Raw genomic sequence first — 24,330 nt, forward strand, 5'->3', positions numbered from 1 at the left:
CCCATTCAGGCGGTGCCCAAGCATGATCTATCCAGTTATACTATTGATTCACAGTGCACTACGCTGGCTTGTATTGGGAAGTCTGGTAGCTGTACTGGCCAGCACGTATTCTGGTTTACTGCGTTTACGTCCCTACTCGCCAGTCGACCAACTACTGCGCGTAGTCGCCACGTCTATTGCTCATACGCAATTACTCATTGGCATCTACCTCTACACCATCAGCCCACTTATCCGGTATTACTGGCCCAATCGGGCTACTTCCGGCGACTCGCCGGAGCTTTCTTTTTTTGCGCTTATCCATAGCAGTATGATGCTTACGGCCGTCATACTAATGACGGTTGGATCGAGCAAAGCAAAACGACAGACTGATGCCAAACAGCAGTTTACAACCACCGCAGTTTATTTCACTATTGGTCTTCTGCTTATTCTGCTGGCTATTCCCTGGCCATTTTCTCCGCTAGCGGCCCGCCCCTGGTTCCGTACCTTTTAACGTATAAATGCTGATGAACCTGTTCAACTCCCCAAAAATTCGTCTTCGCCTGGTAGGTTTTGCGGAAGGCCTTTCGTTTCTGATCCTTGTTTTTATCGCTGTACCGCTGAAACGAATTGGTGGCCATCCCGAAGCCGTTCAGCTAGTTGGCCCCATTCATGGCTTGCTCTTTGTACTGTATGTGCTAACGGTCATTCAGGCGAAAACGGAATATAACTGGCCGCCAGGCAAAATGCTTCTCGCGTTGCTGGCTTCCGTTATTCCGGGCGGTACTTTCTATGCCGACCACAAGATCTTTCGCTCGCTTCGGAATACAGCCGACTAACTACGCCACGAGTCGGAATCTCCACCTAAAAAAGCGTTAGTTCACCCGCTGTTTCGGCACGGTGGTTCTAAACTCTTTGAGGTAGTATGGCTCAAACGTGACCAGGTCCTGAAACTCGCCGGCAGCATAGGCCTGCACAGCCAACGTACCCACCGTACGCGCCGAAGGACGTACCTGAACATCTGGGAAATGAGCGTTGAGGTGTGTCAATACCGGGCGGGCTTTGTCGGCCCCGTCGCCGAAGAAGATAATCCGGTTAGTCGCCAGAAGATCACCGAAGGACGTTTCGTCTAAAATCGTGGCCGATGTTGGCTGGATTTCGCTCCCGTCTTGTCCGTATACAGCGCAATACACCTCCATACGCCGCGCATCGATCATGGGGCAAAACAACGTATCCCGCGCGGATTCGCCCGGTTGGTAGAAAGAGCGTACTTGCCCGGTCATCGCGGCCAGCGTATTAATGGCAATTAGCGGTTTGTCGAGGGCCATACATAAGCCTTTGGCCGTGGAAACACCAATGCGCAGTCCCGTGTAAGAACCTGGCCCCTTCGCCACCGCAATAGCAGACACATCGCTCAGTGTATAACCGGCGTGGGTTACCACGTCGCGCAAGAGAACTGTCAGCCGCGACGAGGCGGTGCGTTCGGTAAATAGTTCGTAACAACCCAGCAGCGCGCCATCAAGTGTATGCAGGGCTACGGAACAAACGGTAGTGGAGGTGTCGAGAGAGAGGATCATGGCGTTGCCATAAATTTACAATGGGTGATAAACAATGACGCCGCTCAGGTACGTTCCATAGCGGCGCCATTGTTTATCACCCATTGTAAATTGACTATTTACTTCCTTTCAAAATCCGCTCATATTTGCTCATGTCTTTGAACAGGTCGAGGGCGGTTTTGATGTCGGTGTCTGTACTGAATGAGGCTTCTTTGATGCCTTTTTGGAGGTAATAATGCCCCGCAATTTCCTGCTCCAGCAACGAGCGAATTTCGGTCTGGAAGGTCTTCATATCGGCATCTTTGCTATGCGACATTTTCGATTTCAGCGCCTGCAACTGATTCTGAATCTGGTCGAAATACTTTTCTTTCTTGGCCGACGCTTCCAGCACGCCCAGGTCTTTTTCAACCTGCGTGGTGTAGTCATACTCTTTATCGCCTGCCCACTTCACAAACTCCTGGTATTCAGCATCCGTCAGCTTAAACTCACGCGCCGGTTTGATCGTCGGGTGATCGTGTTTGTACTTCACCGCATAATCGAAAATCAGGCCCTTGTTGGTCAGACTGAGTGCAATCGGCGTGGGCGTTTGGGCTTCGGTCTGAATATCGGGCGTTACGCCGCCACCATCATATACCGTCCGGCCGGCGCGGGTTTTGAAGGCGGTACGGAGTGAATCGGCAATTTTACCCACGCTGCCATCGGCGTTGCGGTGGCTGTAGTCAATGGCCTGAATACAGCGTCCACTCGGAATGTAGTATTTGGCCGTGGTGATCTTCATCCGCGTGCCAAACGAGAGCGGACGGGTGGTTTGCACCAGCCCTTTACCGTAGCTACGCTGACCGATCAGTACGCCCCGGTCATAATCCTGAATAACGCCCGATACAATCTCGGCGGCAGAGGCCGAATGATTATTGGTCAATACAACCACCGGCATCTCGGTATCCAACGCTGGCGATTGGGCGGCATACGCCTTATTCCATTCGGTCACTTTCCCTTTGGTGGTTACCACCTCAGAGCCACGCGGAATGAAAATATTGGAGATATCAATCGACTGGTCGAGCAGCCCACCGGGGTTTTCGCGCAGGTCGAGCACGAGCTTTTTCATGCCTTTCCCTTTCAACTCCTGATAGGCGGCACGTACCTCGCGACCGGCAGCGGCCATAAAATCCTTCAGATCAATGTAGCCAACCTCGTCGTTGAGCATCCCGTAATAGGGCACGTTGGTCATTTTCACCACATCGCGCATCACCGAAATCTCGACCGGCTCTTTCTGACCAAATCGTTTTACGGTCAGCTTCACGGCCGTGCCGGTTTGGCCACGTAGTAATTTGCCGGTATCGGCATCGCGGCGGGTTTTAATGTCTACGCCGTCTATTTTCAGAATTTCGTCGCCAATCTGCAGGCCCGACTTTTCGGCGGGTGTTCCTTCATAGAGCATCATCACGATGCTTTTGTCCTGCCGGGTGCCCACCGTGGCCCCAATGCCATTGTAGCGGCCGGTGGTCATGGTCATGTAATCCTCGATGTCGTCTTCGGCATAGAAGTTTGTGTACGGATCGAGCGATTTGAGCATGGCGTCGATACTCGTTTTCACCATGCGGTTGGGATTCACCTCATCCACATAATACATGTTCAGTTCTTTGAACATGGTGGCGTAGATATCGAGGTTCCGGGCGATCTCGAAAAACCGATCATCGCGCGTAAAGGCGGTCAGCCCACCCGCAACGAGCAGGGCCGATGTGCCAAGTATCAGTTTTTTCCGAAGCTTCATAAATGAATGTACGATGAATAAGTAACGATGTACAATGTAGTTGACCAATGAAATTCGCTGCCACAGTTACAAGGCTCTGTTGCAAAGCCATTATACATTGTGCACTATCCATTGTACATTCTTTTCAAGGCTAATTTCATGCCTTTTTCTATCTCTTCAAACGAAATTTTTGTCTTCGCGGTATAGAGAAACACAATCTGCGCCACCGGCCCGGTAATAGGCTGTTTGTCAACGTTCTTTTCGCTCGCCTGCACCAGCCGGTGCTTTTGCAACCGATACGCTTCCTTCACCCGGCGGCGCACGGCATTTCGATCAACGGCTTTCCTGAACGCCCGTTTCGGTACGCTAAAAAGTACCTGTGGTAGTTGTTGCGGCAACGCACCTGGCTCTGCCTGTTCGGTTTCAGGTACGTTGCCCGGTCCATGCCGGAAGTAAAGCACCCGAAACGGGTACGCATAGACCGTCAGTGGTGCATCGCCAGCCGGTTTATCAGCGGGAGGCGTACCTGGCTTATCGCGGTGGAAAAGCCGGTCGATGACCTTCTGGCTGGTGAGGTGTTCCGATTTAGGGAAAAAGTGGCGCATAGTAGGCTGCAAAGTTAGCAGACCGACACGAGCCATGTCAACAACTAGGCCATCGATTGCACTGGCAGACTCTTAACTTTGTCTTACCTACCACAAAGTAAGAATCCATTCTGGCATGACCGATACTACAACGCCCCCCACTCATTTATTTGCCGACACCTTCCCTGAATTCGCCCCCTATCCTGATTTGATCCTTCAGCTAAGCGGTTTGCTAAAGCGGCACCTACTGCACCCTGGTCAATTACTGGTAACGGCTGGCGAGCATAACGATCGATTCTACTTCATTGCCAGCGGAATGATCCGGGGCGTCTATTACATCGATACCGATATTGATAACACCATAACTTCCTGGTTTGAAATAGAAGGTGGGTACGTGGCCATTCCACATAGTTATTTCAACAACGAGCCCTCGCTTGAGAGTATAGAAGTACTGGAAGCGGGGGAAGCTTTCTCCGTATCACGGGCCGAACTCCAGCAGTTCCAGGCTGCCAATCCGGCGATGGGGATGGTGGTGCGGGCCATTATTATTCGCTATATGGTTCAGATGGAACACCAACTACGGGCCTTACGCCTGACAACGGCCAAGCAACGGGTCGACTATTTTCAACAGTATTTTCCGTCTGTTTACAAGCGAGCCGCCCTGAAGCACATCGCCTCTTTTCTGAGCATGACCCCACAAACCTTAAGCAAGATCAGAAATATCCGTACCTAACTGGGTGCCAAAGGCTCCTTAGCAAAAACTACTTAAATATTTATACTTAAATCTATTCTGTAAAAGTTAATCTGGATTCATTCATTTTTTAATCTAGGTGAAGCGCACGTTCGCAAGACGCAGCAACCTTTGCAACAAGTAAGCCCCGCTACAGTTTGGCGACCGAAGGCGGGGCTTATGAGTCTGATTGTTCAACCAAAACTCAATGCAAAGAGGCGTAAAACTTTAATTGCTGCGGCAATTATGCCGCTTAGCTTACTACTTAGTTGTCAGGACCGGGTTGATTCTCTTCAGCCGGCAGTAACTGCCTCACCCCCCGAATACGTTCCAGGTTCGGCAGGTGAGACATACGATCCAGTATTAGAGGACTTTGCCAGAACCTTGGCTGCTTCCATGGCTGATGCCAGTATGCGGGAGTTCGTGAAAACGGAAGCAGCAAAGTCGTTTGACGGTGACAACGATATTCTTGTTCAGCAAGTAGTTCAGCAACCAGTAAGTTCAGGTACGTTTGAGAAAATGCTGGAACGTGCCGATGGGTATCGAACTGATGCGAAGGCTCGCAAAAATACATTCGCTGTGAGTAACTATGTTAAACAGCAACCATTGCTAAACATTGCAGTGCCGGTACACAACGATGAATGGAAGACAGATTCATATGAGCCGCTGGTGGCCATCACACCCAATGTTAATGATGAGTACAAGGTGAAGTTGATTAAAGCATTCGACAGCAAGGGCCAAATTCATTGGCTCGATGGTCGTAAATCTCCTGATCAACCGGTGGTTGTTGTGGGGCTCAATGAGCGGGTACAAATGGATGTGACCGGGCAAATGAAAGTAAAAGCGAACCTAGTCTCTGTGGCTACCACCAGCCGCCACATAATTCCTAAAAATTTGCCCGCTCTACATGTTAATGAGACACCCGATGATGGGAATGGTGGCGGGGGCGATGGCGGGGGTACTACAACCTGCCTTTTCCAAGATAATACGGTTCTCAAAATTCCTCGGATCGAAGTTAACAATATTGAGCCGTTCGAGAGTTGGGACCGCGGGCTACCAGAAATTTGTCTAGAGGCGTATGGAATTCGGCCTTCGAACAACACTGAGCGAAGATTCAGACGATTTATATGGCTTGGTCAGAATAACGCCTATCGGCAGCCCGGCCCCTGGGGAGGCTACGGTTACAGCCCATACAAATCCTTCGACGTAAATAATTTAGAGATTTGGGATACAAGCCTGTATGGTAATGAACTTGCCTTTAAGTTCTGGGAAGAAGACAGTGGCGGGACAAGCGCAAGCTCAACTCTCACGGTAGGGCCAGTTTCGGTCACAATAAATCTGGGGGCTGGTGATGAAGAGATTGGTGACCTCTGGTTGTATCGGTGTGGCGACGGCAACATCTCCCAGGATCAAGGACAATACTTCAAACAACTCCAAAGCAGAAATTCTAATTTCTGGATATTCTTTCAAACCTAGGTTCTAAATCAAGCGGGCTGAGCGATGGAGCTTGGGCTCAGCCCGCTTACCTACCTACTTTAAACCACGTTGCAAAGATGAAACTTTCAGCACTACTAATAGCCCTGTTTATCGGCATACTATTAGCCTGCACGAACGACGATCAGGTTCTGGGCAATCGGGTGGCGGGCCAATGGACACTGACCCAGATCAGGTACGCCAACCCCACCCGACCAGGCACCGATACCACCCTTGTGCTACAGGACGCAACTATAATCTTCGACAATTGCCAGTATAAACGTGGTGAATCGCTTCTCTGCACCGGCCAGCATCAGGTGTTCAACGGTAGTACAGTGCCATTCAACTTTGACATCGACGGGGTTAAGCAGTCATCGATGAGCATTAATCAGCAATATCACAAGTACATCCCTAAAAATGCGGATCTAGATCTCAATGGTGGCTACATTATCAATTTCGGTGATAACGACAACCAGATGGAGTTGAAGGGCAGGTATTATCTCTTTGGCAGCAAGACTATAGAGGATGAGACCGCCTACTTCACGCTACGACGCAAGCAGTAGATAGTTAGGCAAAGCCCGCTCCGGCGATACCATTCGGTTCCCAACCATTTTCTATCAGCTTATCATTAAAATCGCTTTCTCCCACCTATGAAAACGCTCCGTATTTTTTATCAATTGCGGCTCTGTCTATAGCTACTCTGGCCTGCGAAAACAAAGACAATCAGATTCTGGGTAACAAGGTTGCCGGAACCTGGGCAATTGAACGTATCCGGTTCGCAAACCAGAATCGCCCTGGCACGGACTCAACAATCGTTCTTCAGGGCGCACTGATCACGTTCAATACCTGCACGTTTAAAGACGGCCTGCAAACCGACTGTCCGGGTAGCTATCAGATACTCGGTAGTCGGCCCACAACAGTCAACTTCATGGCTTCTGGCGTGGAGTAGCAAACGGTGAATATATCGGGCTTTGCCCGTACAATTCCACCCGGCGAGGTACAGATAAACGGTGGGTACGCTGTCACATTCGATGACAGCGGAAATAAAATGGGCATGAAAGGTCCATTCCAGGTTGGAAGCTATCAGGATGAAACGGCCTATTACTCATTGGTTCGGAAGTAACTAGCGGTCAGCACGTCTACCTTCAAATGAAATCACATATTAAACTACCAATTGGATGTATTTTACTGTTAATCAGTTCACTAACTCACGCACAATCGGCAATTACGATAAATGGGTACGTTCGGGAGGCCGGTAGCGATGAGTCGCTGCAAGGCGTTACGGTGCGCGTAATGGGGCAGTCGGTGGGGACAACGGCCAACCGGTATGGCTACTATACACTCACGATACCTATTCCGTCAACTGCCAACGTACCTCATAGCCTGACTTTAGTGGCGAGCAGTATCGGCTTCGACCCTGCCTACGAAATAATCGACAACTACGTATCGCAAACCCGTTCTATCAGCCTTATTCCATCGGCTAATCTGCTCAACGAAGTGGCCGTTGTGAGGCAGCAGGAACGTGTGAGCGAACAGAGTCAGATGAGCCAGATTTCGGTGCCTTTGCAACAGGTGAAGCAGATGCCGGTGCTGCTGGGCGAGAAAGACGTTATGAAGGCGTTGCAGTTGTTGCCGGGCGTGCAGAAAGGCAACGAAGGACAGACCGGCCTCTATGTGCGGGGTGGTGGACCCGACCAGAACCTGATTCTGCTCGACGATGCTGTGATGTATAATGTCAGCCATCTGTTCGGGTTCTTTTCTATCTTCAACAACGATGCCCTCAAGAGCGTCGAACTGACCAAAGGCGGCTTTCCGGCGCGGTATGGGGGGCGCATTTCGTCAGTTGTCGACATTCAGATGAAGGAGGGCAACCGCAATCAGGTACGTGGCGAAGCCAGTATTGGCCTGCTGGCCGGTCGGTTCCTGCTCGAAGGGCCACTTACGCGCCGCAAACCATCGTCTTTTCTGATCTCCGCCCGGCGTACTTTCCTCGATTTGCTGCCTTTCGGAATAGGCGCGGCCCCTTACTTCTACGACCTCAATGCCAAAGCCAACGTTGACCTTGATCAACGAAACAAACTATACATAAGTGGTTATTTGGGACGCGATGCATTTGGCGGAGGCGGTTCGGGCAACAAAAGTGGTTTAAACTGGGGCAACTCGGCCGCCACGCTACGCTGGAACCACCTGTTTTCGCCCACGCTCTTCGGCAATGCCTCGCTTGTCAGCAGCTATTACCGGTTCAAGGTGTACAGCGAACAGGGCACCGGAGCCAGTCAGGTATCGCTCGATTACACATCAGGGATTCGCGACCTGACTATGAAGTATGACCTAGACTGGTTACCCAATGCCAGCCATACTATACGGGCAGGCGGTTTACTGACCAACCATCGTTTTACGCCCAACGCGAGGGTGCAACGTACCCAGAACCGTGATACCAGTAATGTCAGTCAGATTCAGACGCTATCGACAGAGGCCGCTTTGTATATCGAAGACGATATTCGGGTTGCTTCATGGGTACGGGCCAACCTGGGGGTGCGGGGCGTCCTGTTCAACGTGCGTGGACGTACCTACACGTTTGCTGAGCCTCGGGCATCGCTGGCCATATCGACCATAAACAACTGGGCGTTGAAGGCGTCGTATGCCCGGATGAACCAGTTTATCAACCTGTTATCAAATTCGGGTCTGGGCCTGCCGACCGATTTATGGGTACCAGCCACCGACCGGATTCCACCCCAACAGGGCTGGCAGCTGGCGGCCGGAGTAGCCCACGACGTACCCAGCCATAACCTGACGCTGACCATAGAAGGTTACTACAAGGAAATGCAGAACCTGATTGGGTATAAAGACGGGGCCACGTTTCTGGCTGTTGATCTGGATGGGCGAAATGATCCGGCACAGACGTATCAGGCCAATTGGGAGTCAACCGTCACCTCGGGCCGTGGGCGTTCATACGGCGTCGAGATGCTACTGCAACGGAAGGCCGGGCGATTAACGGGCTGGCTGGGCTATACGCTGTCGTGGACGACTCACCAGTTTGCCGACATCAACGGCGGGCGGGAGTTTTACCCGAAATACGACCGCCGTCACGACGCTTCCGTAGTGCTTTCCTATAAATTAACGCCGCGCGTTCAGCTTTCGGCCAACTGGGTCTATGGCACCGGCAACAACATTACCGTTCCGCTGGGGAAATATACCGCGGCCAGCGACATTCCGCTGTCGGGCGTGGTCCGTTATGAGCATGTCATGCTGAACAGCGACCGCTACTCGTTCAGGGTGGCGCCATACCACCGGCTCGATCTGGGTATTCAGTTCGAGAAAACTACCCATCGAAACAGGCAACGTACCTGGGAATTAAGCGTTTATAACGCCTACAACCGGGCCAATCCCTTTTATTACACAACCACGCAAGACCAGTTCAGTAACGTGTCGCAACTATATCGCGTGGGCCTTTTCCCGCTGATTCCTTCCATAAACTACGGCCTGAAATTCTGATTGCTATGAAAACCAATTGGTTGGCTTTGTGCCTGATCATCTGCCTGTTTGGCTGCAATCAAGGGCTGCTCAAAGAAGTGCCGGAAACGATACACATTCCCCGCGTTACACAGCCTTACGTTGGCGTGTTCCTCTGCCCTACGGCGCCAACCATTCAGGTGATGCTATCGAAAATAACGCCTGCCCTTGGCGAAGGATACGAACCGGACGCCCTCAGTATTCCCGATGCCACTGTTCAGTTGCGTGACGAAACGGGGCGCGTTTTGCTCATTCCCTACAACCGCGATCTAACGTATCAGGCCAAAAATACAGGGTTCATTCAGGCCGGGAAAACCTACCAGTTGCTGGTGACCACCCCGCGGGGAGATCGACTCGAAGGAGCCTGCACCGTCCCGGAACAAAACCTCGACGCCACCCAGGTACGTGTTGAAAGTCTGAGTGCCTCGACCTTCAGGTTAACCTGGCCCGACGTCTCCCGCCAGACCGATTATTATTCGATGCTGAACAGGGGTTTGATAGTTTATAAGCGGGATTCTACACTCAACTACATCGAGGACCTGACTGTGCTGACAGACGCGGTCGCTGATCTTAATCAACGGATCAACTCGCCCACGTTGTATCGGGTAGCCACCATACCCGGCAGCACCAACACATTTTATAATTCGGTAGCTATCTGCCGTACCGATTCGGCTTACTACCGCTATCACAAATCGCTGGCCGACCAAAACGTGGCCAAAGAGAATCCTTTTGCCGAACCGGTAAACCTTTACTCAAACATTAAAGGCGGTTACGGTATCATCGCCGGGTACGTTGGCATAAACGTGATTTGCAAAGGAGACCAAATCGTGCAGATTCGTTGACAGTGGAAGCCACAGAAAATGCCCTTGCTCATCAGCCAGATTGGTTGATGAGCAAGGGCATTTTAACTATAAGCCATAGTGGCCAATAATTACAGTTTAAACCGAACGCCTTTTTTCTCGTCAGAAACGGTCAGTTTCCACCGAAAAGCAAAGCGCACGTGATCACACAGTAACTTAATTTTAAAATTTGCCACAATCAAGGGTTATTAGTGTTTTTATAACGGACGGTTACCCTAAGCATAAATACATGACTACGCAAAGAGTCAACTTCATCATCGGTTGTTGCCTAGTTGGCCTGTTGAGTTGCCACACCGATAGTCCAACTAGCCCAAAAGCGATGCCGCTAAACTCCCTGTCAATGCAAATTAATGGCCGGGAATGGACGCCATACAAGCAACCAAACACCCCGTGCTACAGCACTTTCACCATGCAGACAGGTTCCGTTGGCCAAGCACCATTCTATGCAGTCTATGCCTAGCGTGATTCGGCGGGCCGAGCCGATTCCAGAAGCCAGGATGTACTTAGAATTCAGATCATGAATGTTACAAAAGCTGGTGTGTATCCACTAAACGGCACCTGGAAAGCTAACTTTGAGTCATATGCCACCTTCCGGGTGATCCAACCGGATGGAAAGAGCAGACACTTCTCTAATGCACCTGATCGTACTCCGTTTGTGGTAACGGTACGCGAACTGATTACCGACACGCCTAGCTTTATTCCGAGCCTCACGGGGTCATTTTCAGGTACGTTATATGCTGAAGACAACCACAACGATTCATTAGTCATCAATCAGGGAACGTTCGCTTTTCTGAAAGCTACCAGCAACTTCGATCACTGCCAGTAATAAACCACGGCGTACCAATCTCTGACCCCGCAATAAGCATTAAAAAAGCCGCTACTGAAATCAGAGCGGCTTTTTTAATGACGGTGAGAGTCAGGCATTACAGTTTAAACCGAACGCCTTTCTTTTCGTCAGAAACGGTCAGTTTCCAACGGCCTTTGGCCCGGCGACGGGCAATTACGTTTTGCCCGTTGGGCGTTGACATCCGCTCACGGAATCCGTGTTTGTTCCGACGCTTGCGGTTCGACGGTTGGTAGGTTCTTTTCATTGTATACTTGTGACTAAAATGCCTGTTCCTGAATTGAGTCCGCAAAATTAACAGAATCAATCGAAACGGCAAAACGGAAGTTTCAAGTTTCAATTCTCAGGTTTCAGGTGGCGCTGCCTGATAGCGAAGCTACTTGAAACTTGAGACTTGAAACCTGAAACTACCTGCTATTTTTGCACCCGATACCTCCTGCTTCAGTTATTCTTCAGTTACCCCATGTTCAAAAGAACCAAGATTGTTGCCACCGTTGGTCCGGCTTCTGATACCAAAGAACAACTGCTGGCCCTGGCCCACGCGGGTGTCAACGTGTTCCGGCTTAATTTTTCGCACGGCACCCACGAAGATCACCTCCTGCGCCTGAACCGCATCCGTGAAATCAACGCCGAATACAACATGAACCTGTGTGTACTGCAGGATTTACAAGGCCCTAAAATTCGGATCGGCGCGGTAGAAGATCCTAAAAACGGCGTTCAGATTGTTGCTGGTCAGCAACTGGTGTTTACCAACGAAGAAATGATCGGTACGGCCAACCGCGTAAGTACGCCTTATAAAGGTATGTACCGCGACGTTCGTCCCGGGGAGCGCATCCTGCTCGACGATGGCAAACTGGAAGTGAAAGTAATTGGCGTTGACGGTACCGACGTAGTGACCGAAGTGGTGTATGGCGGGCCGATGAAGTCGAAAAAAGGCGTTAACCTGCCCAACACCAAAGTGTCGATGCCGTCGGTAACGGATAAAGACTGGGCCGACCTCGATTTTGGCCTGGAACACGATGTGGAGTGGATCGCCCTTTCGTTTGTGCGGGAAGCGCAGGAAATTCTGGAGATCAAAGATTACATCGCCTCAAAGGGCAAATTGGCCCGCGTGGTAGCGAAGATCGAAAAGCCGGAAGCCATCGTCAACATCGACGCCATCATCGAAGCAACGGATGCGATCATGGTTGCCCGGGGTGACCTCGGCGTTGAATTGCCTGCCGAAGAAGTGCCGATGATCCAGAAAATGCTGGTCGAGAAGTGTAACCGCGCCGCCAAACCGGTGATCGTGGCTACACAGATGCTCGAAAGTATGATCGACGCCCCCCGCCCAACCCGCGCCGAAATCAACGACGTGGCCAATTCGGTCATGGACGGAGCCGACGCCGTGATGCTGTCGGCCGAAACGGCATCGGGCAGCTACCCCATTCTGGCCGTTGAAAACATGTCGGCCACGATTCGGAACGTCGAAGCCAATACGGATAAGATTTATTACCGGCACCACGCTCAGGTAAATGATCACCCGAGCGAAAATGTATTGAACGACAACGTGGTGATGAGCGCCTGCCGCCTGGCCCGCGATACCAACGCCAAAGCCGTGATCGGTATCACGACCTCGGGCTACACGGCCGTTCGGCTATCGCATCACCGGCCCAAGGCATCGATCTACGTATTCTCGCCCGATGCCCGGCTGCGGAATGTGTTGGGGCTATACTGGGGTGTTCAGGTGATTCCGTTCACCCCACAAACCGAACTCACGGTTGACCAGACGGTTGAAAGCATCAAGCAAACGCTGATTGCCCGTGGCGACCTCGAATCGGGCGACATTTTTGTGAATACGCTGAGCATGCCGCTCTCACAGCAGCGCAAAACCAACACGGTGAAGCTAAGCGTAGTCGATTAAAGTCTCAACACGGCACCAGCCGTGTAGTCGGGTAAACTAAATGGTCCATCAACCAGCTTAATTTATCCGACTACACGGCTGGTACTGTATTGAGACCAATTAAACCAGGTTCATTTGTGCCAATACGCCAAGTACTTCTGGAACGCGTCGCCTGGCAATGGGCAGATAGGCATCATCGCTCATGACGATATAGTTAGCCCGATTGGCTACGTCAGACCGTTCGTAACGCTGGATGTACTTCACATTGATGAGTGCCCCCTTATGTAGCCGCACAAACGTTGGCCATTGATCAGCGAACCATTTTAAATTTCGGCACGATAAAATCACGTCACCATCCGCCAGGTGTACGTATGAGTAATTAGACTCTCCAATGAGATAAAGTACGTTTTTAGGCTCAAAAGTCTGTTCGCCACGCTTGTAGGGCACTCTTTTCATCAATTTATTGGCTCACAACAGGTTATACATAGAACGCTATGCACAGCCTGTTCTAAAATGATGCCAAACTGACGCAACTTGTCTCCCGTACCCGTAAATTCAGAAAAGTACCCGGTAAAAGGTAAGTGAACACGTACCAGAAACCACGGCAACGTACCTGGAATGCCTGCCCGGCACGAACGCCTACAGTCTCGCGCTCATTTGTCGGCAGGCTTTGAAATACTATTTTCGGCCGACCCGACATCAGTCAATTGAAGCATATCGCCGCGTATTGAAACGCGTTCAAACAGATGAAATTGGCCCTCTGGCGAGCCAGTATAGAGTGGACCCGTATTGTACGGATTTGGCTTGATCCAGGCCGTGCGGGGAATGATTTTCTGGCCATCGAATGCTTCAAGTTGCACCTGAACAACCGGCAACGTATCCACCACAGCATGAATTGCGTTTGTATAATAGCCGTCTTTATGTCGTTCAATGCCGGGTAAAGTCATTGGGTACTATAAAACCCGGTCATCGCTAAAATCCTGGTTGTTGTTTGCATCAACGATGACTACCCGCCGACCCTGTGTATCCGTGCCAACCAGCGAATTAATTCGGTGCCGAAGTGGCGTTGGACTCAGCCCAACGGTATCGCGACCATACGATGCTTTAACTTTTCTCCACTCGTTGGCAGTAAGCTTTCCTGACTGGTAAGCCTCAAACTGCGATTGCCCCTTCACCGTATTGGACGAGCGAATAACTTCCTCGACCAGGTAAGCTGGTACACCCTTGAAACCGGTAAAATCGGTTGATTGGCGGGTGCCCACCTGGCTGTAGCTTTTTCCCGGGTACGTATCTACCGCCTCCAGCGGCACGATGATCAAGAGCGACTGTGCCAGCAACTGCACAGGCATCAGCAGGCAGGTGAGGTAAGCAAAGAGAGTGCGTTTCATGCCGGTTCTGAGTTTACGTTGAGAAAGTGGTTTCAGGCTATGTGTTGCACAAACAAGCCCTGAAATAGAGGCGCAGAAAAGACCCGGCGAACAAGAGAAACGTTGCAACAAGTAGTAAGGAAAGGATGTGCTTTCTGGCGTTTCCCGACAGCCTGATCACCTATAAAAATATAAGTAGCTCATAACCATTTGCCAATTATGCCAGTTTAGAGCGGATACAACTAGCTCAACATGGAAGACGCACCGATCATCTTTATCGATTCTGATGAAGACGACCAAGATATGTTCAAGCAGGCACTGGCCGAATTGAAATCGCCACACCCTCCCCTCGTTTTCGATAATGGCCAGTCCGCTCTAGACTACCTCAAAGCCACCGACCAGGTTCCATTTCTTATTCTGTCAGAAATATCGCTGCGCCGTCTGAATGGTCTGGAACTTCGTGCCCAAATCGAGGAAAGTACCGAACTGCGCAAAAAATCCATTCCCTTCATTTTCATCACGTACCCAGTTCATGAGGAACTGGTTGAACAGGCGTATGACCTGACTATTCAGGGGCTTTTCGAGAAGAAGATTATATACCGGGAGTGGGTCGTCCAGTTGCAGGAAATCATATCGTATTGGACAGCCTGCCGCCATCCGAAGCAATTCAAGAAGAACTAGCTGTTAACCAGTATATAATAAGCCAATCCGAACCCAACCTTGAAGTGGCTTGTTAACCAGGCAAGCTACTAACTATGTCTCAAATCAAAGCGAAGCACATTTTTTTAGTGGATGATGACGAAGACGACCAGTTCCTGGTCAAGCAGGTCATCAAACAGCACAGTCCAGAGTCGACCGTTGAGGTTTTAGACGATGGCGAAAAATTAATCCAGGCGCTCAAGCATGCTTCCAGCTTGCCGTCGTTAGTGCTGCTGGACCTCAACATGCCCCGGATGAATGGCCTGGAGGCCCTCAGGCACGTTCGGGCCAACCAGTCGTATGATGAGATTCCGATCGTTATTTTAACAACGTCCGATAACGAGCACGATCGGCAGCAGGCACTACGGCTGCAGGCCACCGACTACCTGGTTAAGCCGGGCAGTGCCGAACAGATGAGCCAGTTGGTATCCGTCATCAAGCAACAGTGGTTCTTGTAAACGGGCCATACAACATGCACAGGGCAATGCTCAGGTACGTTCCAGACAGCACCGCTGTTTCAATTAAGTGAGGCAATCGTAGCCAATTAGTTAACCATCACCGTTTTTTCTTTCCAACATCCTGTTCCACGCAACCAGCAGACCTTTCTTTTGCAGTGTGGTAAATCACGCTGGCTGTATACTGGTCGTGCACTCTTTAGCTGACAACCAATATAATAATTCACCTAATAACTTTACTTTTTACCCTGATGAATAGTATATTACTACTTCAAGTCTTTTAGCGCCAAACAGTACTTAATCACTTTATGAAACGTAGAGAAGCCATTCAACGAGCGGCCCTGATGATGGGGGGCATACTGTCGGCTCCCACTCTGGCAGGTGCCATGGGTCGGGTGATAAACACGGGGCCGGGTGTAGCCGTCTCGGCCGAACAGGAAGCCCTCCTGGCTGAGGTCGCCGATGTGATCATTCCCACCACGACCACGCCGGGCGCTAAAGCCGCCGGTGCCGAAAAATTCATTGTTCGCGTCATGCGCGACTGCTACCCCCAGGCTGATCAGGAAAAATTCTACGCTGGTCTTGCCAAGCTGGATGCCGACAGCAAAACCAAATTTGGTAAAGGGTTTGCCTCGCTGGAAGGCGCACAGAAAATTGAGATGGTGAAGCAGACAATGACGGAGGACAAGCCCTTTTTCCTGCGCATGAAAGAACTGACCACCACCGGGTACTTCACCTCCGAGATCGGCGCAACCAAAGCCCTCGAATACCTCCCGATTCCCGGCCAGTTTAATGGCTGTATGCCTCTGAAACCCGGCCAGAAAGCCTGGGCACTCTAAAACAGTTTACAGTTTTCTGTTTGCCGTTTCCTGTTGCTCCGTTAACGTACCTGAATTTGGTTCAGCAACGCAACAGAAGACTGAAAACAGAAGACAGTATGCAGTAAACTCACTTCAGACATGTACTTAAATATTGATTCCATAAAAGACCAGACCTACGATGCCATTGTTATCGGGTCGGGCATATCGGGCGGCTGGGCATCTAAAGAGCTGACCGAAAAAGGGTTACGCGTGTTGATGCTCGAAAAAGGACATCAGCTCGAACACGTTACCGACTACGAGTACGCCATGAAAGATCCCTGGCAGACCAACTACAACGGTCGGCTGACGATGGATCAGAAGGAGTCGCACCCAAAACTGGCGCGCGACTATCCGTATAATGAGATGACCCAGAATTATTGGATGAAGGATACCGATTCGCTTTACAAGGAAGAGAAGCGTTTCGACTGGTATCGACCCAATATCGTTGGGGGTAAATCCATCATGTGGGGTCGTCAGAGCTATCGGTTGAGCGATATCGACTTCGGTGCCAATTTAAAAGATGGCATCGCCGTCGACTGGCCAATCCGCTATAAAGACATAGCTCCCTGGTATTCGTATGTTGAGAAGTTCGTTGGCATTTCGGGCGAAAAGCTCAACCTGCCCCAACTCCCCGACAGCGAGTTTCTGCCCCCGATGGAGATGTATTGCGTGGAGAAAGAGGTGCGGAAACGGATCGAGAAAAACTTTCCCGGTCGTACCATGACCATCGGCCGTGTGGCCAACTTATCAAAGGCCGGTCAGGCCCAGACGGGCGTTGGTCGGGCGCAATGCCAGTACCGGAATAAATGCTCGCTGGGCTGTCCGTTCGGCGCTTATTTCAGCACGCAGTCCTGCACGCTGCCCCCCGCCGCCAAAACCGGGCTGCTCACCCTTCGTCCCGATTCGGTCGTGACCGAGATCATGTACGATGAGAATAAGAAGAAGGCAACGGGCGTCCGGGTCGTCGATGCCGTCACGCTGCAAAGCAAAGAGTATTACGCCAGTATCGTGTTTGTCTGCGGCAGTACGCTGGGGTCAACGGCCGTTCTGCTGAACTCGACCTCAAACCGCTTCCCAACCGGCATGGGTAACGATTCGGGCGAACTGGGTCATAACCTGATGGATCACCACTTCCGCGTCGGCGCATCGGGCGATTGGGAAGGCGATCTGGACAAGTACTACGTGGGTCGCCGTGCCAATGGCATTTACGTACCCCGTTACCGCAACATCGGCACCGACAAGCGCGATTACCTGCGTGGTTTTGGTTATCAGGGCGGCGGCGGTCGGCAGGGCTGGCAGCGCAACGTAGCTGAACTAAGCTTCGGCGCTGACTATAAAGAAGAAATGACCAAGCCTGGCCCGTGGACAATGGGGCTGCTTGGCTTCGGCGAAACCTTGCCGTACCACGAAAACCGCATGTACCTTGACAAGAACGACAAAGACAAGTGGGGTATGCCCCTGGTTGTGTTCGACGCCGAATTGAAGGAAAACGAGCGCAAAATGCGGATCGACATGATGAACGATGCCAAGGAAATGCTGGAAACGTCGGGCGTGAAGAACGTAGCTACCTACGACAGAGGCTCTTACCTGGGCATGGCGATCCACGAGATGGGTACTGCCCGGATGGGTCGTGATCCGAAAACGTCGGTCGTGAACGGCAATAACCAACTGCATGCTGTGAAAAACGTGTTTGTCACCGACGGGGCCTGCATGACCTCCGCGTCGTGCGTAAACCCCTCGCTGACCTACATGGCCCTCACCGCCCGCGCCGCCGATTTTGCCGTAAAGGAGATGAAAAAGAAAAGCATTTAAGCCCTGAGCGCCCCATGTGTAAAAGGGACGTACCTGCGCGCAGGTACGTCCCTTTTTTGGTATGTTTAAAGCCGCATTCACTAGTCATTACCATGCCCCTTACACCCCTTTTTGTTGGCGTCGATGTTGGCACCACGAATCTGAAAGTCCTGGCCATTGACCCCAACACGATGGAACTCGTGGCCCACGCGGCCCGGCCCGTCGACACTAACGTACCTAAACCGGGCTACGCCGAGCAGAACGCCGAAGACATCTGGCAGTTGCTGGTAACGTGTATGGGCGAACTAACGACCGAAGTTTCCACCGCTGGCCGCACCATTGGCGCGATCTGTTTTAGCACAGCAATGCATAGCCTGCTGGCCGTTGATGAGTCGGGTATTCCGCTCTCTTCCGCGCTGATCTGGTCTGACAATCGGGCGAGTCAGGAGGCGGCGGTGTTGCGGAAAGACGACGGCGACCTCTATAAAACCATCGGCGTGCCCATTCATCCTATGCTGCCGCTGTGTAAACTGGTATGGTTTGGTCGGCATCAGCCACGGCTGTTGAAACGGGCCGCCCGCTGGCTGTCGTTGAAAGAATACCTCTGGTGGAAACTGACAGGCCGCTACGAAATCGACTATGCGATGGCTACCGCAACCGGTCTTTTCGACAGCCGCAAGGCCGCCTGGCACCGCCCGGCCCTGAAACTGGCCGGTATCAGCCTGGAGCAGGTCAGCACACCCGTCAACACCACCCACATTGTGCCCTATGCCGCTTTGCCAGGTCGGGCCATTGTTGGTTTACAGCCAGGTACGTTGCTGGTTATCGGCGCGTCGGATGGCTGTTTGGCGAACCTTGGAGCCGGGGCAGTGCAACCGGGCATCACCACGATCACCATTGGGACAAGCGGGGCTGTTCGGCGCACGAGCGTTCGGCCCATCCGGGATGCCCAAAGCCGCCTGTTTTCGTATCCACTCTATAAGCACGAAACGGTAATGACGGCGGAACAGCCCGATGCCGAAAAAGCGGCGCATACCGGGTCTGATCTGTCAGACTGGTATGTGGTGGGTGGCCCAACCAACAATGGTGCGAATGTGCTGGAATGGGTGTCGGAAAAATTAATGAAGCAGGACGTACCTACCGTGCTGGCCAACGCCGCTACGGTGCCACCTGGATCTGATGGGCTGTTGTTCCTCCCCTACCTCCAGGGCGAACGCGCGCCCCTTTGGGATGCCACCGCCCGAGGAAGCTACCACTACCTCGACTGGCAGCATACGCAGGCCCATATGGTGCGGGCCGCGCTGGAAGGCGTTATGTTCAACCTGCGGCAGATCGAACTACTTCTGTCCCGGCACACAGGCCCAACCCGGGTAATTCATGCCAACGGAGGCTTTGCTCAGTCCGAATTCTGGGTGCAGATGATGGCCGACGTTTTTGGCGTTCCCGTCCGGCTCAATGCCAGTAACGAAAGCGGCGCTATTGGCGCGGTGCTACTGGCGCGGCTGGCGCTCTCTTTTGGCCACGGCGAACCTGTATCTTTAGGCGATTTAACGCGTCAAATAGCTTTCGGCCACACGTTTCAACCCGACCCCGAACGGCACAGGGTCTACATGCGGTCGTTTAAAACGTTTCAGGCCTTGATTGAACAAACGTAGCCTGACGCGTTAGTTTCGGTACTATACCTACCCAATCGAACTATGGACTTTTTAAATACCCTGCTTCTACTCACCGTCGGACTGGCGGGTGGCGTTGGCCTAGCCACCCTGCTTAAAGGCCGAACTGCCGCGCCGGTTACCGACGTACGCCATGAATCGACACTCTTGCTGGAGCGGATCGAGAAGGTGTTTAAAGTAGTGATGGCGGAAGGGTATTTTTCTGAAATATATAATTACCAGGATCAGAAGAAGATTCTGTACATGTTCAACGACCCTAAAAAGGCGATGATCATTGCCAAATCGAAGGTGCTGGTAGGCTTTGACTTCCAGAAAGTCCGGTTTCGGCTTCCTGACGCAGCGGAGGGGCACCCCGGCAACAAAACGCTGATCGTAGAGGCATTTCCCGAGCCAGAAATTCTCTCGGTCGATACGGATTATAAGTTCTACGATATTCAGTCGGGCATTCTCAACCATTTCGACAGCGAAACCTACACGAGCATTCTCGACGACGCCAAACAGGCCATGCAGACCCGCGCCCTGCAAAGCGACCTGCCCCGCATCGCCAACAACCAGATTCAATACATGATGTACCAACTGGCCGGCTCAATGGGCTGGGCCTTGCAACTTCCTGAAGGCGACCAACGCAAAATAGAAGCATTGGAACAAGGCAAGCCCCTTTCCCTCGACCCACCCACATCGCCCTAGAGCCCCAGATGGTAGATATGTAGGGGTAGCCCCTCGCCGAATCGGTCGTGGCTACCCGCTCTCGGACCGATAGGGCTGCCTGTAAGCACCGGCTAGACGCAGAAAACTCTTTACACACCTAACCTTCATGAAGCCAGCTACCGTTTGGGCGGCCCTATCGGTCCGAAAGCGGGCGGCCACTGTGGGCCGCCCCTACATATCAACCAGTTGGGTTATCTTCCTTCTTACGGCATGCCAACCGGAATCGAGGCATATGGCGGAACAGGTGCCGGCATTTTATCATTGGAAAGCGACCTTCGCTCCTACCCTTTCTGATAGGGCAATGCTGGATTCGCTAGGCGTGAAAACGGTCTACATCCGCTTCTTCGATGTGGATTGGGACGCCGCCAAACACACGGCAATTCCCAAAGCAACGGTCGTCTTTCAACAACGACCCACCGCAGGCTTACGCATAGTTCCGGTAGTTTACATCACCAACCGAACGGTCGCTAACCTGACGGCTGACAACGTACCTGAGCTGGCACGAAACCTGACAAAACGCATCAGCCAACTGGCTAAAAATCAGAGCATTCGTATTGATGAAATCCAGATCGACTGCGACTGGACACGCACAACGCGCAACACCTATTTCGGCTTATTGAAGGCCATTTCCGGCGAAGCTAAAACACCGTTATCGGCCACAATCAGGTTGCATCAGGTGAAGTTTGCGGCACAGACGGGTATTCCACCAGTGGCGCGGGGCATGCTGATGGCGTACAACACGGGCGACTGGAAACGGGTTGATACCCGGAACTCTATCCTTGATCTGACCGATTTACAGGCATACACGGATTACCTGCCCGGCTACCCGCTTCCACTCGATATTGCCCTGCCCCTCTTCCGCTGGACGGTGGTCTATCGGAATGGCCGGTTCTTGACGTTGCTCAACAATGTTGATGCGGCTCAGGTACGTGCCGTTCCGGCATTGAAACAACAGACCGACTCATCCAGGTACGTGGCGACCCTTGATACGCTGGCGCTGGGAATCAATCTACGCCGGGGTGATCTGCTACGAACAGAATTTTGCTCAGTAACTAACTTAAAAGCCGCCAGTAACTTGCTTCTGACGCAATTACCCGATCAGAAACGTACATTTACCGCCTACCATCTCGACTCAATCGTTTTGCACCCATACAGCCATGAAGACCTTAAAACGCTTCTCCACCATCCGTAGAGTTTTGCTGTTGCTTGCTATTCTCATTGGTTTTGCCTGTGGCCCCGGTGCCGAAGAGATGGGTGAATTTTTCAGCCTGTTTCAACCTGAAACGGCTACCTATTCGCCCACCGACAGCCGCTATATTTTTACCCCGCAACTGTATAACGCCGGTTTGTTCGGCGTTGACGAAGCCTCGGATTCTCTATCTGAAGAAGCGAATACCGAAGTCTGGGTACGTTACCTGGGTGCCGGTTATTCTCCTCAGTTTGTTGGCGATGCCCTGGCCGATACCTCGGCAAAGAATGCGCTGGTGAGCCGCCTGGCGGGTGCGAAACCAGAGGCGGCAACGTACCTGCGGTTTGCCTACGCGGCACAGCAGGCGGAAGGGATCGGTGCTGCCTGGGAAGAAACGCATCCCGACACCGTTCAACTGACTCAGCTCAGTGCCCAGGCAAGAACTCGGGCAGTGTCGACAACAGATCCTTTTTTGAAAGAACGGTACGCATTTCAGGCGGTGAAACTGGCCGATGAAGCCCATCTTTTCGCTCAGAGCCGCGACAATTATGAGCAGTTGATTGCGCCCCTTTCCACCCGCTCGTTCATCAGCGACTGGGCGCGCTGCCGGTTGGCGGGTGCCTTGCTTTCGCTGGGTCAGAAAGACCGGGCGGTGTTTGAATTCGCTCAGGTATTTGCCAATTGCCCTACCCGTCGTCTGGCGGCCGAACGCAGTTTACGCCACCAGGGTCTGCGGTTTACCGAAGCGGCGCTGGCATTTGCCAAAACCGACGCCGAACGGGTGGCGGTGTATGCCGTGTGTGCCATTCAGCCAAGGCAGGACGCCCTTCCGTTGCTGGAAAAAATGGTTGAACTCGATCCCAGAAACCCATTGATTGAACTGGTGTTGGCGCGGGAAATCAACCGCAACGAATATTATTTCGCCGCCAAACAATTTCCAGGTTACGTAGACAATGACAACACCCGAGCCGACTCGGTTGCGTTTGAAAGCCGCCGCAAGAACGTAGCCGATTACGCGGGTCAGTTGCTGTCATTCACCGAAAAAGCAGCTAAAAACGCGGCGTTGGGCAATTCAGCATATTACCTCACAGCCGCCGCTTACCTACAATACCTCAACGGCGATTATAATTCGGCCAAAACAACGCTCGACGAAGCCGCCCAACAGCCTACGGCCAACCAGACGCTGAAGCAACAGATAGCCCTGCAACAGATGCTGCTTCTGGCCGCCCAGCCCGGCCTTCCCGACGCCACCACCGAAACAGCACTGATCAGTTACCTCACCCAGTTTAAGCAGGCGAGCGTTCCCGATTCAACGGAGCCATATAACACCAACTTCCGCTTCACCAACGCTATTCAGACCGTAGGTAAGCAGTTGGCAGCCAGGTACGTGTCTGACGAAAACGGCGAAAAATCATCAGGCTGGCTGTCGGGTTGTAGCCAGAAGAAGGCTGACGAGGGCGACCAATCGACGCTCGTCGGTTCCCGGCAGGCGAAGGCTTTTCTGATGCGACTGATTACGACGGGTAACAGCAGCGAAGGCTATTCGCTCTACGATTTCGACGCACAAATGGCCCTTGAAGATTCGACGTCGTTGCATACGGCGCAGCATCTGGCCCAGTACATTGCTACGCCCGGCAGCGAATTTGACGAACGGCTGGTGAAACTGGCGGGAGTTGATGCGGACTATGCCAATCAGTTGGTTGGTCGGCGGGCAATGGCCGAGGAAAATTATCAGGTTGCGGCCAATGCATTTGCGAAAGTAAAACCGGCGGTTTGGCAGAGCGAGGCCATTCAGAGCAACTTCGCTATCGACCCGTTCAGTGTGAACATGCCGGACGAAGGGAAACCGCGTAACCCGTACACGCCGGTTCAGTTTGCGCAACGGATGAATGAATTACTCAAGCAGGCCATCGCCCAAGGCAGCACCGATCAGGCTGCACAAGCCTGGTATACACTGGGTTGCGGTGCCTACAACCTGACTTATTATGGCAACGCCTGGTTTATACAGCATCGTTTCCGAAGCAGCGGCGAGCCATACACATACCGCTACGGATCGACCGATGTAGCTCAACTCGATCGTTTCTGGAACGATCCGTATTATTCGGCAAAGACCGCTCAGAGCTATTTCACTCAGGCCGCCAAGCAGGCTAAAAACCCGGAGCTAGCTGCAAAAGCGACCTACATGGCCGCCCGTTGCGAAGCCGATGCGCTACAAACCCGCCGCACGGTAGAAGCCGCGAAGACTGGCGGATACGTTGCCGACGATGATGTGGCCTTCAACACAAAAATGAGCCAGATCGCTTCGTCCGAATACGAGACCTACCTTAAAACGTACCAGACCCGTTACCGCCAAACCAAGTTTGCCCGGCAGATGCAAACCCGCTGTGCCCTCTACCGGGATTTCATGACTGCGGATTAGT

24 protein-coding genes and 1 pseudogene are annotated in these 24,330 nt (G+C 52.2%); 17 read left to right on the forward strand and 8 right to left on the reverse strand.

The features are described 5' to 3' along the window. Nucleotides 1-22 precede the first annotated feature (22 nt). Both ACFE8Q_RS16085 and ACFE8Q_RS16090 read left to right on the forward strand, forming a co-directional pair. On the forward strand, nucleotides 23-490 hold the full coding sequence (locus tag ACFE8Q_RS16085) for a hypothetical protein (protein WP_375446432.1): 468 nt from the start codon (nucleotides 23-25) through the stop codon (nucleotides 488-490). Nucleotides 491-503: 13 nt separating this feature from the next. Continuing rightward, complete coding sequence (locus ACFE8Q_RS16090) at nucleotides 504-815, forward strand: DUF3817 domain-containing protein (RefSeq protein WP_375446433.1); 312 nt, start codon at nucleotides 504-506, stop codon at nucleotides 813-815. Nucleotides 816-851: 36 nt separating this feature from the next. On the opposite strand, the gene tsaB is transcribed toward ACFE8Q_RS16090, so the two are convergent. From tsaB to ACFE8Q_RS16105, 3 genes are all read right to left on the reverse strand, one after another. Beyond that, entirely contained in the window at nucleotides 852-1,553 is a 702-nt protein-coding gene (gene tsaB, locus ACFE8Q_RS16095; protein WP_375446434.1) for a tRNA (adenosine(37)-N6)-threonylcarbamoyltransferase complex dimerization subunit type 1 TsaB, read from the reverse strand. A gap of 94 nt (nucleotides 1,554-1,647) precedes the next feature. After that, entirely contained in the window at nucleotides 1,648-3,303 is a 1,656-nt protein-coding gene (locus ACFE8Q_RS16100; RefSeq protein ID WP_375446435.1) for a S41 family peptidase, read from the reverse strand. Nucleotides 3,304-3,407: 104 nt separating this feature from the next. Then, nucleotides 3,408-3,887: a ribonuclease P protein component gene (locus ACFE8Q_RS16105; RefSeq protein WP_375446436.1), complete on the reverse strand. Its 480-nt coding sequence runs from the start codon at nucleotides 3,885-3,887 to the stop codon at nucleotides 3,408-3,410. Nucleotides 3,888-4,002: 115 nt separating this feature from the next. Between ACFE8Q_RS16105 and ACFE8Q_RS16110 the strand changes: the two genes are divergently transcribed. The 3 genes from ACFE8Q_RS16110 to ACFE8Q_RS16120 all read left to right on the forward strand — a co-directional run bounded on the left by ACFE8Q_RS16110 (nucleotide 4,003) and on the right by ACFE8Q_RS16120 (nucleotide 6,632). After that, complete coding sequence (locus ACFE8Q_RS16110; protein WP_375446437.1) at nucleotides 4,003-4,599, forward strand: Crp/Fnr family transcriptional regulator; 597 nt, start codon at nucleotides 4,003-4,005, stop codon at nucleotides 4,597-4,599. 177 nt (nucleotides 4,600-4,776) lie between these two features. Then, nucleotides 4,777-6,072: a DUF3103 family protein gene (locus tag ACFE8Q_RS16115; protein ID WP_375446438.1), complete on the forward strand. Its 1,296-nt coding sequence runs from the start codon at nucleotides 4,777-4,779 to the stop codon at nucleotides 6,070-6,072. A 77-nt stretch (nucleotides 6,073-6,149) separates the two neighbouring features. Then, on the forward strand, nucleotides 6,150-6,632 hold the full coding sequence (locus ACFE8Q_RS16120) for a hypothetical protein (RefSeq protein WP_375446439.1): 483 nt from the start codon (nucleotides 6,150-6,152) through the stop codon (nucleotides 6,630-6,632). A gap of 328 nt (nucleotides 6,633-6,960) precedes the next feature. Here the strand turns inward: ACFE8Q_RS16120 and ACFE8Q_RS16125 are convergent, their stop codons facing one another. Continuing rightward, nucleotides 6,961-7,125, reverse strand: coding sequence for a hypothetical protein (locus ACFE8Q_RS16125; RefSeq protein ID WP_375446440.1), 165 nt, complete (start codon nucleotides 7,123-7,125; stop codon nucleotides 6,961-6,963). A gap of 93 nt (nucleotides 7,126-7,218) precedes the next feature. Between ACFE8Q_RS16125 and ACFE8Q_RS16130 the strand changes: the two genes are divergently transcribed. From ACFE8Q_RS16130 to ACFE8Q_RS16140, 3 genes and pseudogenes are all read left to right on the forward strand, one after another. After that, on the forward strand, nucleotides 7,219-9,564 hold the full coding sequence (locus tag ACFE8Q_RS16130) for a TonB-dependent receptor plug domain-containing protein (RefSeq protein WP_375446441.1): 2,346 nt from the start codon (nucleotides 7,219-7,221) through the stop codon (nucleotides 9,562-9,564). Between the two features lie 5 nt (nucleotides 9,565-9,569). Beyond that, nucleotides 9,570-10,424, forward strand: a complete 855-nt coding sequence (locus tag ACFE8Q_RS16135) for a DUF4249 domain-containing protein (protein ID WP_375446442.1) — start codon at nucleotides 9,570-9,572, stop codon at nucleotides 10,422-10,424. Nucleotides 10,425-10,929: 505 nt separating this feature from the next. Beyond that, a pseudogene (locus ACFE8Q_RS16140) lies at nucleotides 10,930-11,268 on the forward strand (DUF5025 domain-containing protein); the annotation flags it as partial. A gap of 97 nt (nucleotides 11,269-11,365) precedes the next feature. Here the strand turns inward: ACFE8Q_RS16140 and rpmH are convergent. Then, nucleotides 11,366-11,533, reverse strand: a complete 168-nt coding sequence (gene rpmH, locus ACFE8Q_RS16145) for a 50S ribosomal protein L34 (RefSeq protein ID WP_085410512.1) — start codon at nucleotides 11,531-11,533, stop codon at nucleotides 11,366-11,368. 216 nt (nucleotides 11,534-11,749) lie between these two features. Here rpmH and pyk point away from each other — a divergent pair, with 216 nt between their 5' ends. Further along, a complete protein-coding gene (pyk, locus tag ACFE8Q_RS16150) occupies nucleotides 11,750-13,189 on the forward strand; it encodes a pyruvate kinase (protein WP_375446443.1) in 1,440 nt (479 codons plus the stop codon). A 99-nt stretch (nucleotides 13,190-13,288) separates the two neighbouring features. Here pyk and ACFE8Q_RS16155 read toward each other — a convergent pair whose 3' ends face one another. The 3 genes from ACFE8Q_RS16155 to ACFE8Q_RS16165 all read right to left on the reverse strand — a co-directional run bounded on the left by ACFE8Q_RS16155 (nucleotide 13,289) and on the right by ACFE8Q_RS16165 (nucleotide 14,556). Next, nucleotides 13,289-13,624, reverse strand: coding sequence for a LytR/AlgR family response regulator transcription factor (locus ACFE8Q_RS16155; protein WP_375446444.1), 336 nt, complete (start codon nucleotides 13,622-13,624; stop codon nucleotides 13,289-13,291). 197 nt (nucleotides 13,625-13,821) lie between these two features. Next, the gene (locus tag ACFE8Q_RS16160; RefSeq protein WP_375446445.1) at nucleotides 13,822-14,115 is read right to left on the reverse strand and encodes a hypothetical protein; all 294 of its coding nucleotides are present in this window, start codon (nucleotides 14,113-14,115) and stop codon (nucleotides 13,822-13,824) included. A gap of 6 nt (nucleotides 14,116-14,121) precedes the next feature. Next, the gene (locus tag ACFE8Q_RS16165) at nucleotides 14,122-14,556 is read right to left on the reverse strand and encodes a hypothetical protein (protein ID WP_375446446.1); all 435 of its coding nucleotides are present in this window, start codon (nucleotides 14,554-14,556) and stop codon (nucleotides 14,122-14,124) included. 231 nt (nucleotides 14,557-14,787) lie between these two features. Between ACFE8Q_RS16165 and ACFE8Q_RS16170 the strand changes: the two genes are divergently transcribed. The 8 genes from ACFE8Q_RS16170 to ACFE8Q_RS16205 all read left to right on the forward strand — a co-directional run bounded on the left by ACFE8Q_RS16170 (nucleotide 14,788) and on the right by ACFE8Q_RS16205 (nucleotide 24,329). Continuing rightward, a complete protein-coding gene (locus tag ACFE8Q_RS16170; protein WP_375446447.1) occupies nucleotides 14,788-15,216 on the forward strand; it encodes a response regulator in 429 nt (142 codons plus the stop codon). A 74-nt stretch (nucleotides 15,217-15,290) separates the two neighbouring features. Then, the gene (locus tag ACFE8Q_RS16175; RefSeq protein WP_375446448.1) at nucleotides 15,291-15,692 is read left to right on the forward strand and encodes a response regulator; all 402 of its coding nucleotides are present in this window, start codon (nucleotides 15,291-15,293) and stop codon (nucleotides 15,690-15,692) included. A gap of 305 nt (nucleotides 15,693-15,997) precedes the next feature. Then, nucleotides 15,998-16,528 (forward strand): gluconate 2-dehydrogenase subunit 3 family protein, encoded by a 531-nt coding sequence (locus ACFE8Q_RS16180; protein ID WP_375446449.1) that lies wholly within the window; start codon nucleotides 15,998-16,000, stop codon nucleotides 16,526-16,528. Between the two features lie 120 nt (nucleotides 16,529-16,648). Further along, entirely contained in the window at nucleotides 16,649-18,361 is a 1,713-nt protein-coding gene (locus ACFE8Q_RS16185) for a GMC oxidoreductase (RefSeq protein ID WP_375446450.1), read from the forward strand. Between the two features lie 92 nt (nucleotides 18,362-18,453). Next, on the forward strand, nucleotides 18,454-19,995 hold the full coding sequence (locus ACFE8Q_RS16190; RefSeq protein WP_375446451.1) for a gluconokinase: 1,542 nt from the start codon (nucleotides 18,454-18,456) through the stop codon (nucleotides 19,993-19,995). A 42-nt stretch (nucleotides 19,996-20,037) separates the two neighbouring features. Further along, nucleotides 20,038-20,700, forward strand: a complete 663-nt coding sequence (locus tag ACFE8Q_RS16195) for a DUF4230 domain-containing protein (RefSeq protein ID WP_375446452.1) — start codon at nucleotides 20,038-20,040, stop codon at nucleotides 20,698-20,700. 322 nt (nucleotides 20,701-21,022) lie between these two features. Beyond that, nucleotides 21,023-21,913, forward strand: a complete 891-nt coding sequence (locus ACFE8Q_RS16200; RefSeq protein WP_375446453.1) for a hypothetical protein — start codon at nucleotides 21,023-21,025, stop codon at nucleotides 21,911-21,913. Then, on the forward strand, nucleotides 21,879-24,329 hold the full coding sequence (locus ACFE8Q_RS16205; RefSeq protein ID WP_375446454.1) for a hypothetical protein: 2,451 nt from the start codon (nucleotides 21,879-21,881) through the stop codon (nucleotides 24,327-24,329). Before ACFE8Q_RS16200 ends, ACFE8Q_RS16205 begins: the two co-directional genes overlap by 35 nt. The last annotated feature ends 1 nt before the right edge of the window (nucleotide 24,330 follow it).

Source organism: uncultured Fibrella sp., assembly GCF_964250085.1.
Classification (GTDB): Bacteria; Bacteroidota; Bacteroidia; order Cytophagales; family Spirosomataceae; genus Fibrella.

Bases quoted from the DNA above. Each gene is read 5' to 3' on its own strand.
- ACFE8Q_RS16135 (WP_375446442.1), top strand. From the start codon at position 9,570: ATGAAAACCAATTGGTTGGCTTTGTGCCTGATCATCTGCCTGTTTGGC.
- ACFE8Q_RS16115 (WP_375446438.1), top strand. From the start codon at position 4,777: ATGAGTCTGATTGTTCAACCAAAACTCAATGCAAAGAGGCGTAAAACT.
- ACFE8Q_RS16190 (WP_375446451.1), top strand. From the start codon at position 18,454: ATGCCCCTTACACCCCTTTTTGTTGGCGTCGATGTTGGCACCACGAAT.
- ACFE8Q_RS16175 (WP_375446448.1), top strand. From the start codon at position 15,291: ATGTCTCAAATCAAAGCGAAGCACATTTTTTTAGTGGATGATGACGAA.
- ACFE8Q_RS16205 (WP_375446454.1), top strand. From the start codon at position 21,879: ATGAAGACCTTAAAACGCTTCTCCACCATCCGTAGAGTTTTGCTGTTG.
- ACFE8Q_RS16105 (WP_375446436.1), bottom strand. From the start codon at position 3,887: ATGCGCCACTTTTTCCCTAAATCGGAACACCTCACCAGCCAGAAGGTC.
- ACFE8Q_RS16110 (WP_375446437.1), top strand. From the start codon at position 4,003: ATGACCGATACTACAACGCCCCCCACTCATTTATTTGCCGACACCTTC.
- ACFE8Q_RS16160 (WP_375446445.1), bottom strand. From the start codon at position 14,115: ATGACTTTACCCGGCATTGAACGACATAAAGACGGCTATTATACAAAC.
- ACFE8Q_RS16100 (WP_375446435.1), bottom strand. From the start codon at position 3,303: ATGAAGCTTCGGAAAAAACTGATACTTGGCACATCGGCCCTGCTCGTT.
- ACFE8Q_RS16180 (WP_375446449.1), top strand. From the start codon at position 15,998: ATGAAACGTAGAGAAGCCATTCAACGAGCGGCCCTGATGATGGGGGGC.
- ACFE8Q_RS16125 (WP_375446440.1), bottom strand. From the start codon at position 7,125: ATGCCCATTTTATTTCCGCTGTCATCGAATGTGACAGCGTACCCACCG.
- ACFE8Q_RS16120 (WP_375446439.1), top strand. From the start codon at position 6,150: ATGAAACTTTCAGCACTACTAATAGCCCTGTTTATCGGCATACTATTA.
- tsaB (WP_375446434.1), bottom strand. From the start codon at position 1,553: ATGATCCTCTCTCTCGACACCTCCACTACCGTTTGTTCCGTAGCCCTG.
- ACFE8Q_RS16090 (WP_375446433.1), top strand. From the start codon at position 504: ATGAACCTGTTCAACTCCCCAAAAATTCGTCTTCGCCTGGTAGGTTTT.
- ACFE8Q_RS16170 (WP_375446447.1), top strand. From the start codon at position 14,788: ATGGAAGACGCACCGATCATCTTTATCGATTCTGATGAAGACGACCAA.
- rpmH (WP_085410512.1), bottom strand. From the start codon at position 11,533: ATGAAAAGAACCTACCAACCGTCGAACCGCAAGCGTCGGAACAAACAC.
- ACFE8Q_RS16155 (WP_375446444.1), bottom strand. From the start codon at position 13,624: ATGAAAAGAGTGCCCTACAAGCGTGGCGAACAGACTTTTGAGCCTAAA.
- ACFE8Q_RS16195 (WP_375446452.1), top strand. From the start codon at position 20,038: ATGGACTTTTTAAATACCCTGCTTCTACTCACCGTCGGACTGGCGGGT.
- ACFE8Q_RS16185 (WP_375446450.1), top strand. From the start codon at position 16,649: ATGTACTTAAATATTGATTCCATAAAAGACCAGACCTACGATGCCATT.
- ACFE8Q_RS16165 (WP_375446446.1), bottom strand. From the start codon at position 14,556: ATGAAACGCACTCTCTTTGCTTACCTCACCTGCCTGCTGATGCCTGTG.
- ACFE8Q_RS16130 (WP_375446441.1), top strand. From the start codon at position 7,219: ATGAAATCACATATTAAACTACCAATTGGATGTATTTTACTGTTAATC.
- ACFE8Q_RS16085 (WP_375446432.1), top strand. From the start codon at position 23: ATGATCTATCCAGTTATACTATTGATTCACAGTGCACTACGCTGGCTT.
- pyk (WP_375446443.1), top strand. From the start codon at position 11,750: ATGTTCAAAAGAACCAAGATTGTTGCCACCGTTGGTCCGGCTTCTGAT.
- ACFE8Q_RS16200 (WP_375446453.1), top strand. From the start codon at position 21,023: ATGCTGGATTCGCTAGGCGTGAAAACGGTCTACATCCGCTTCTTCGAT.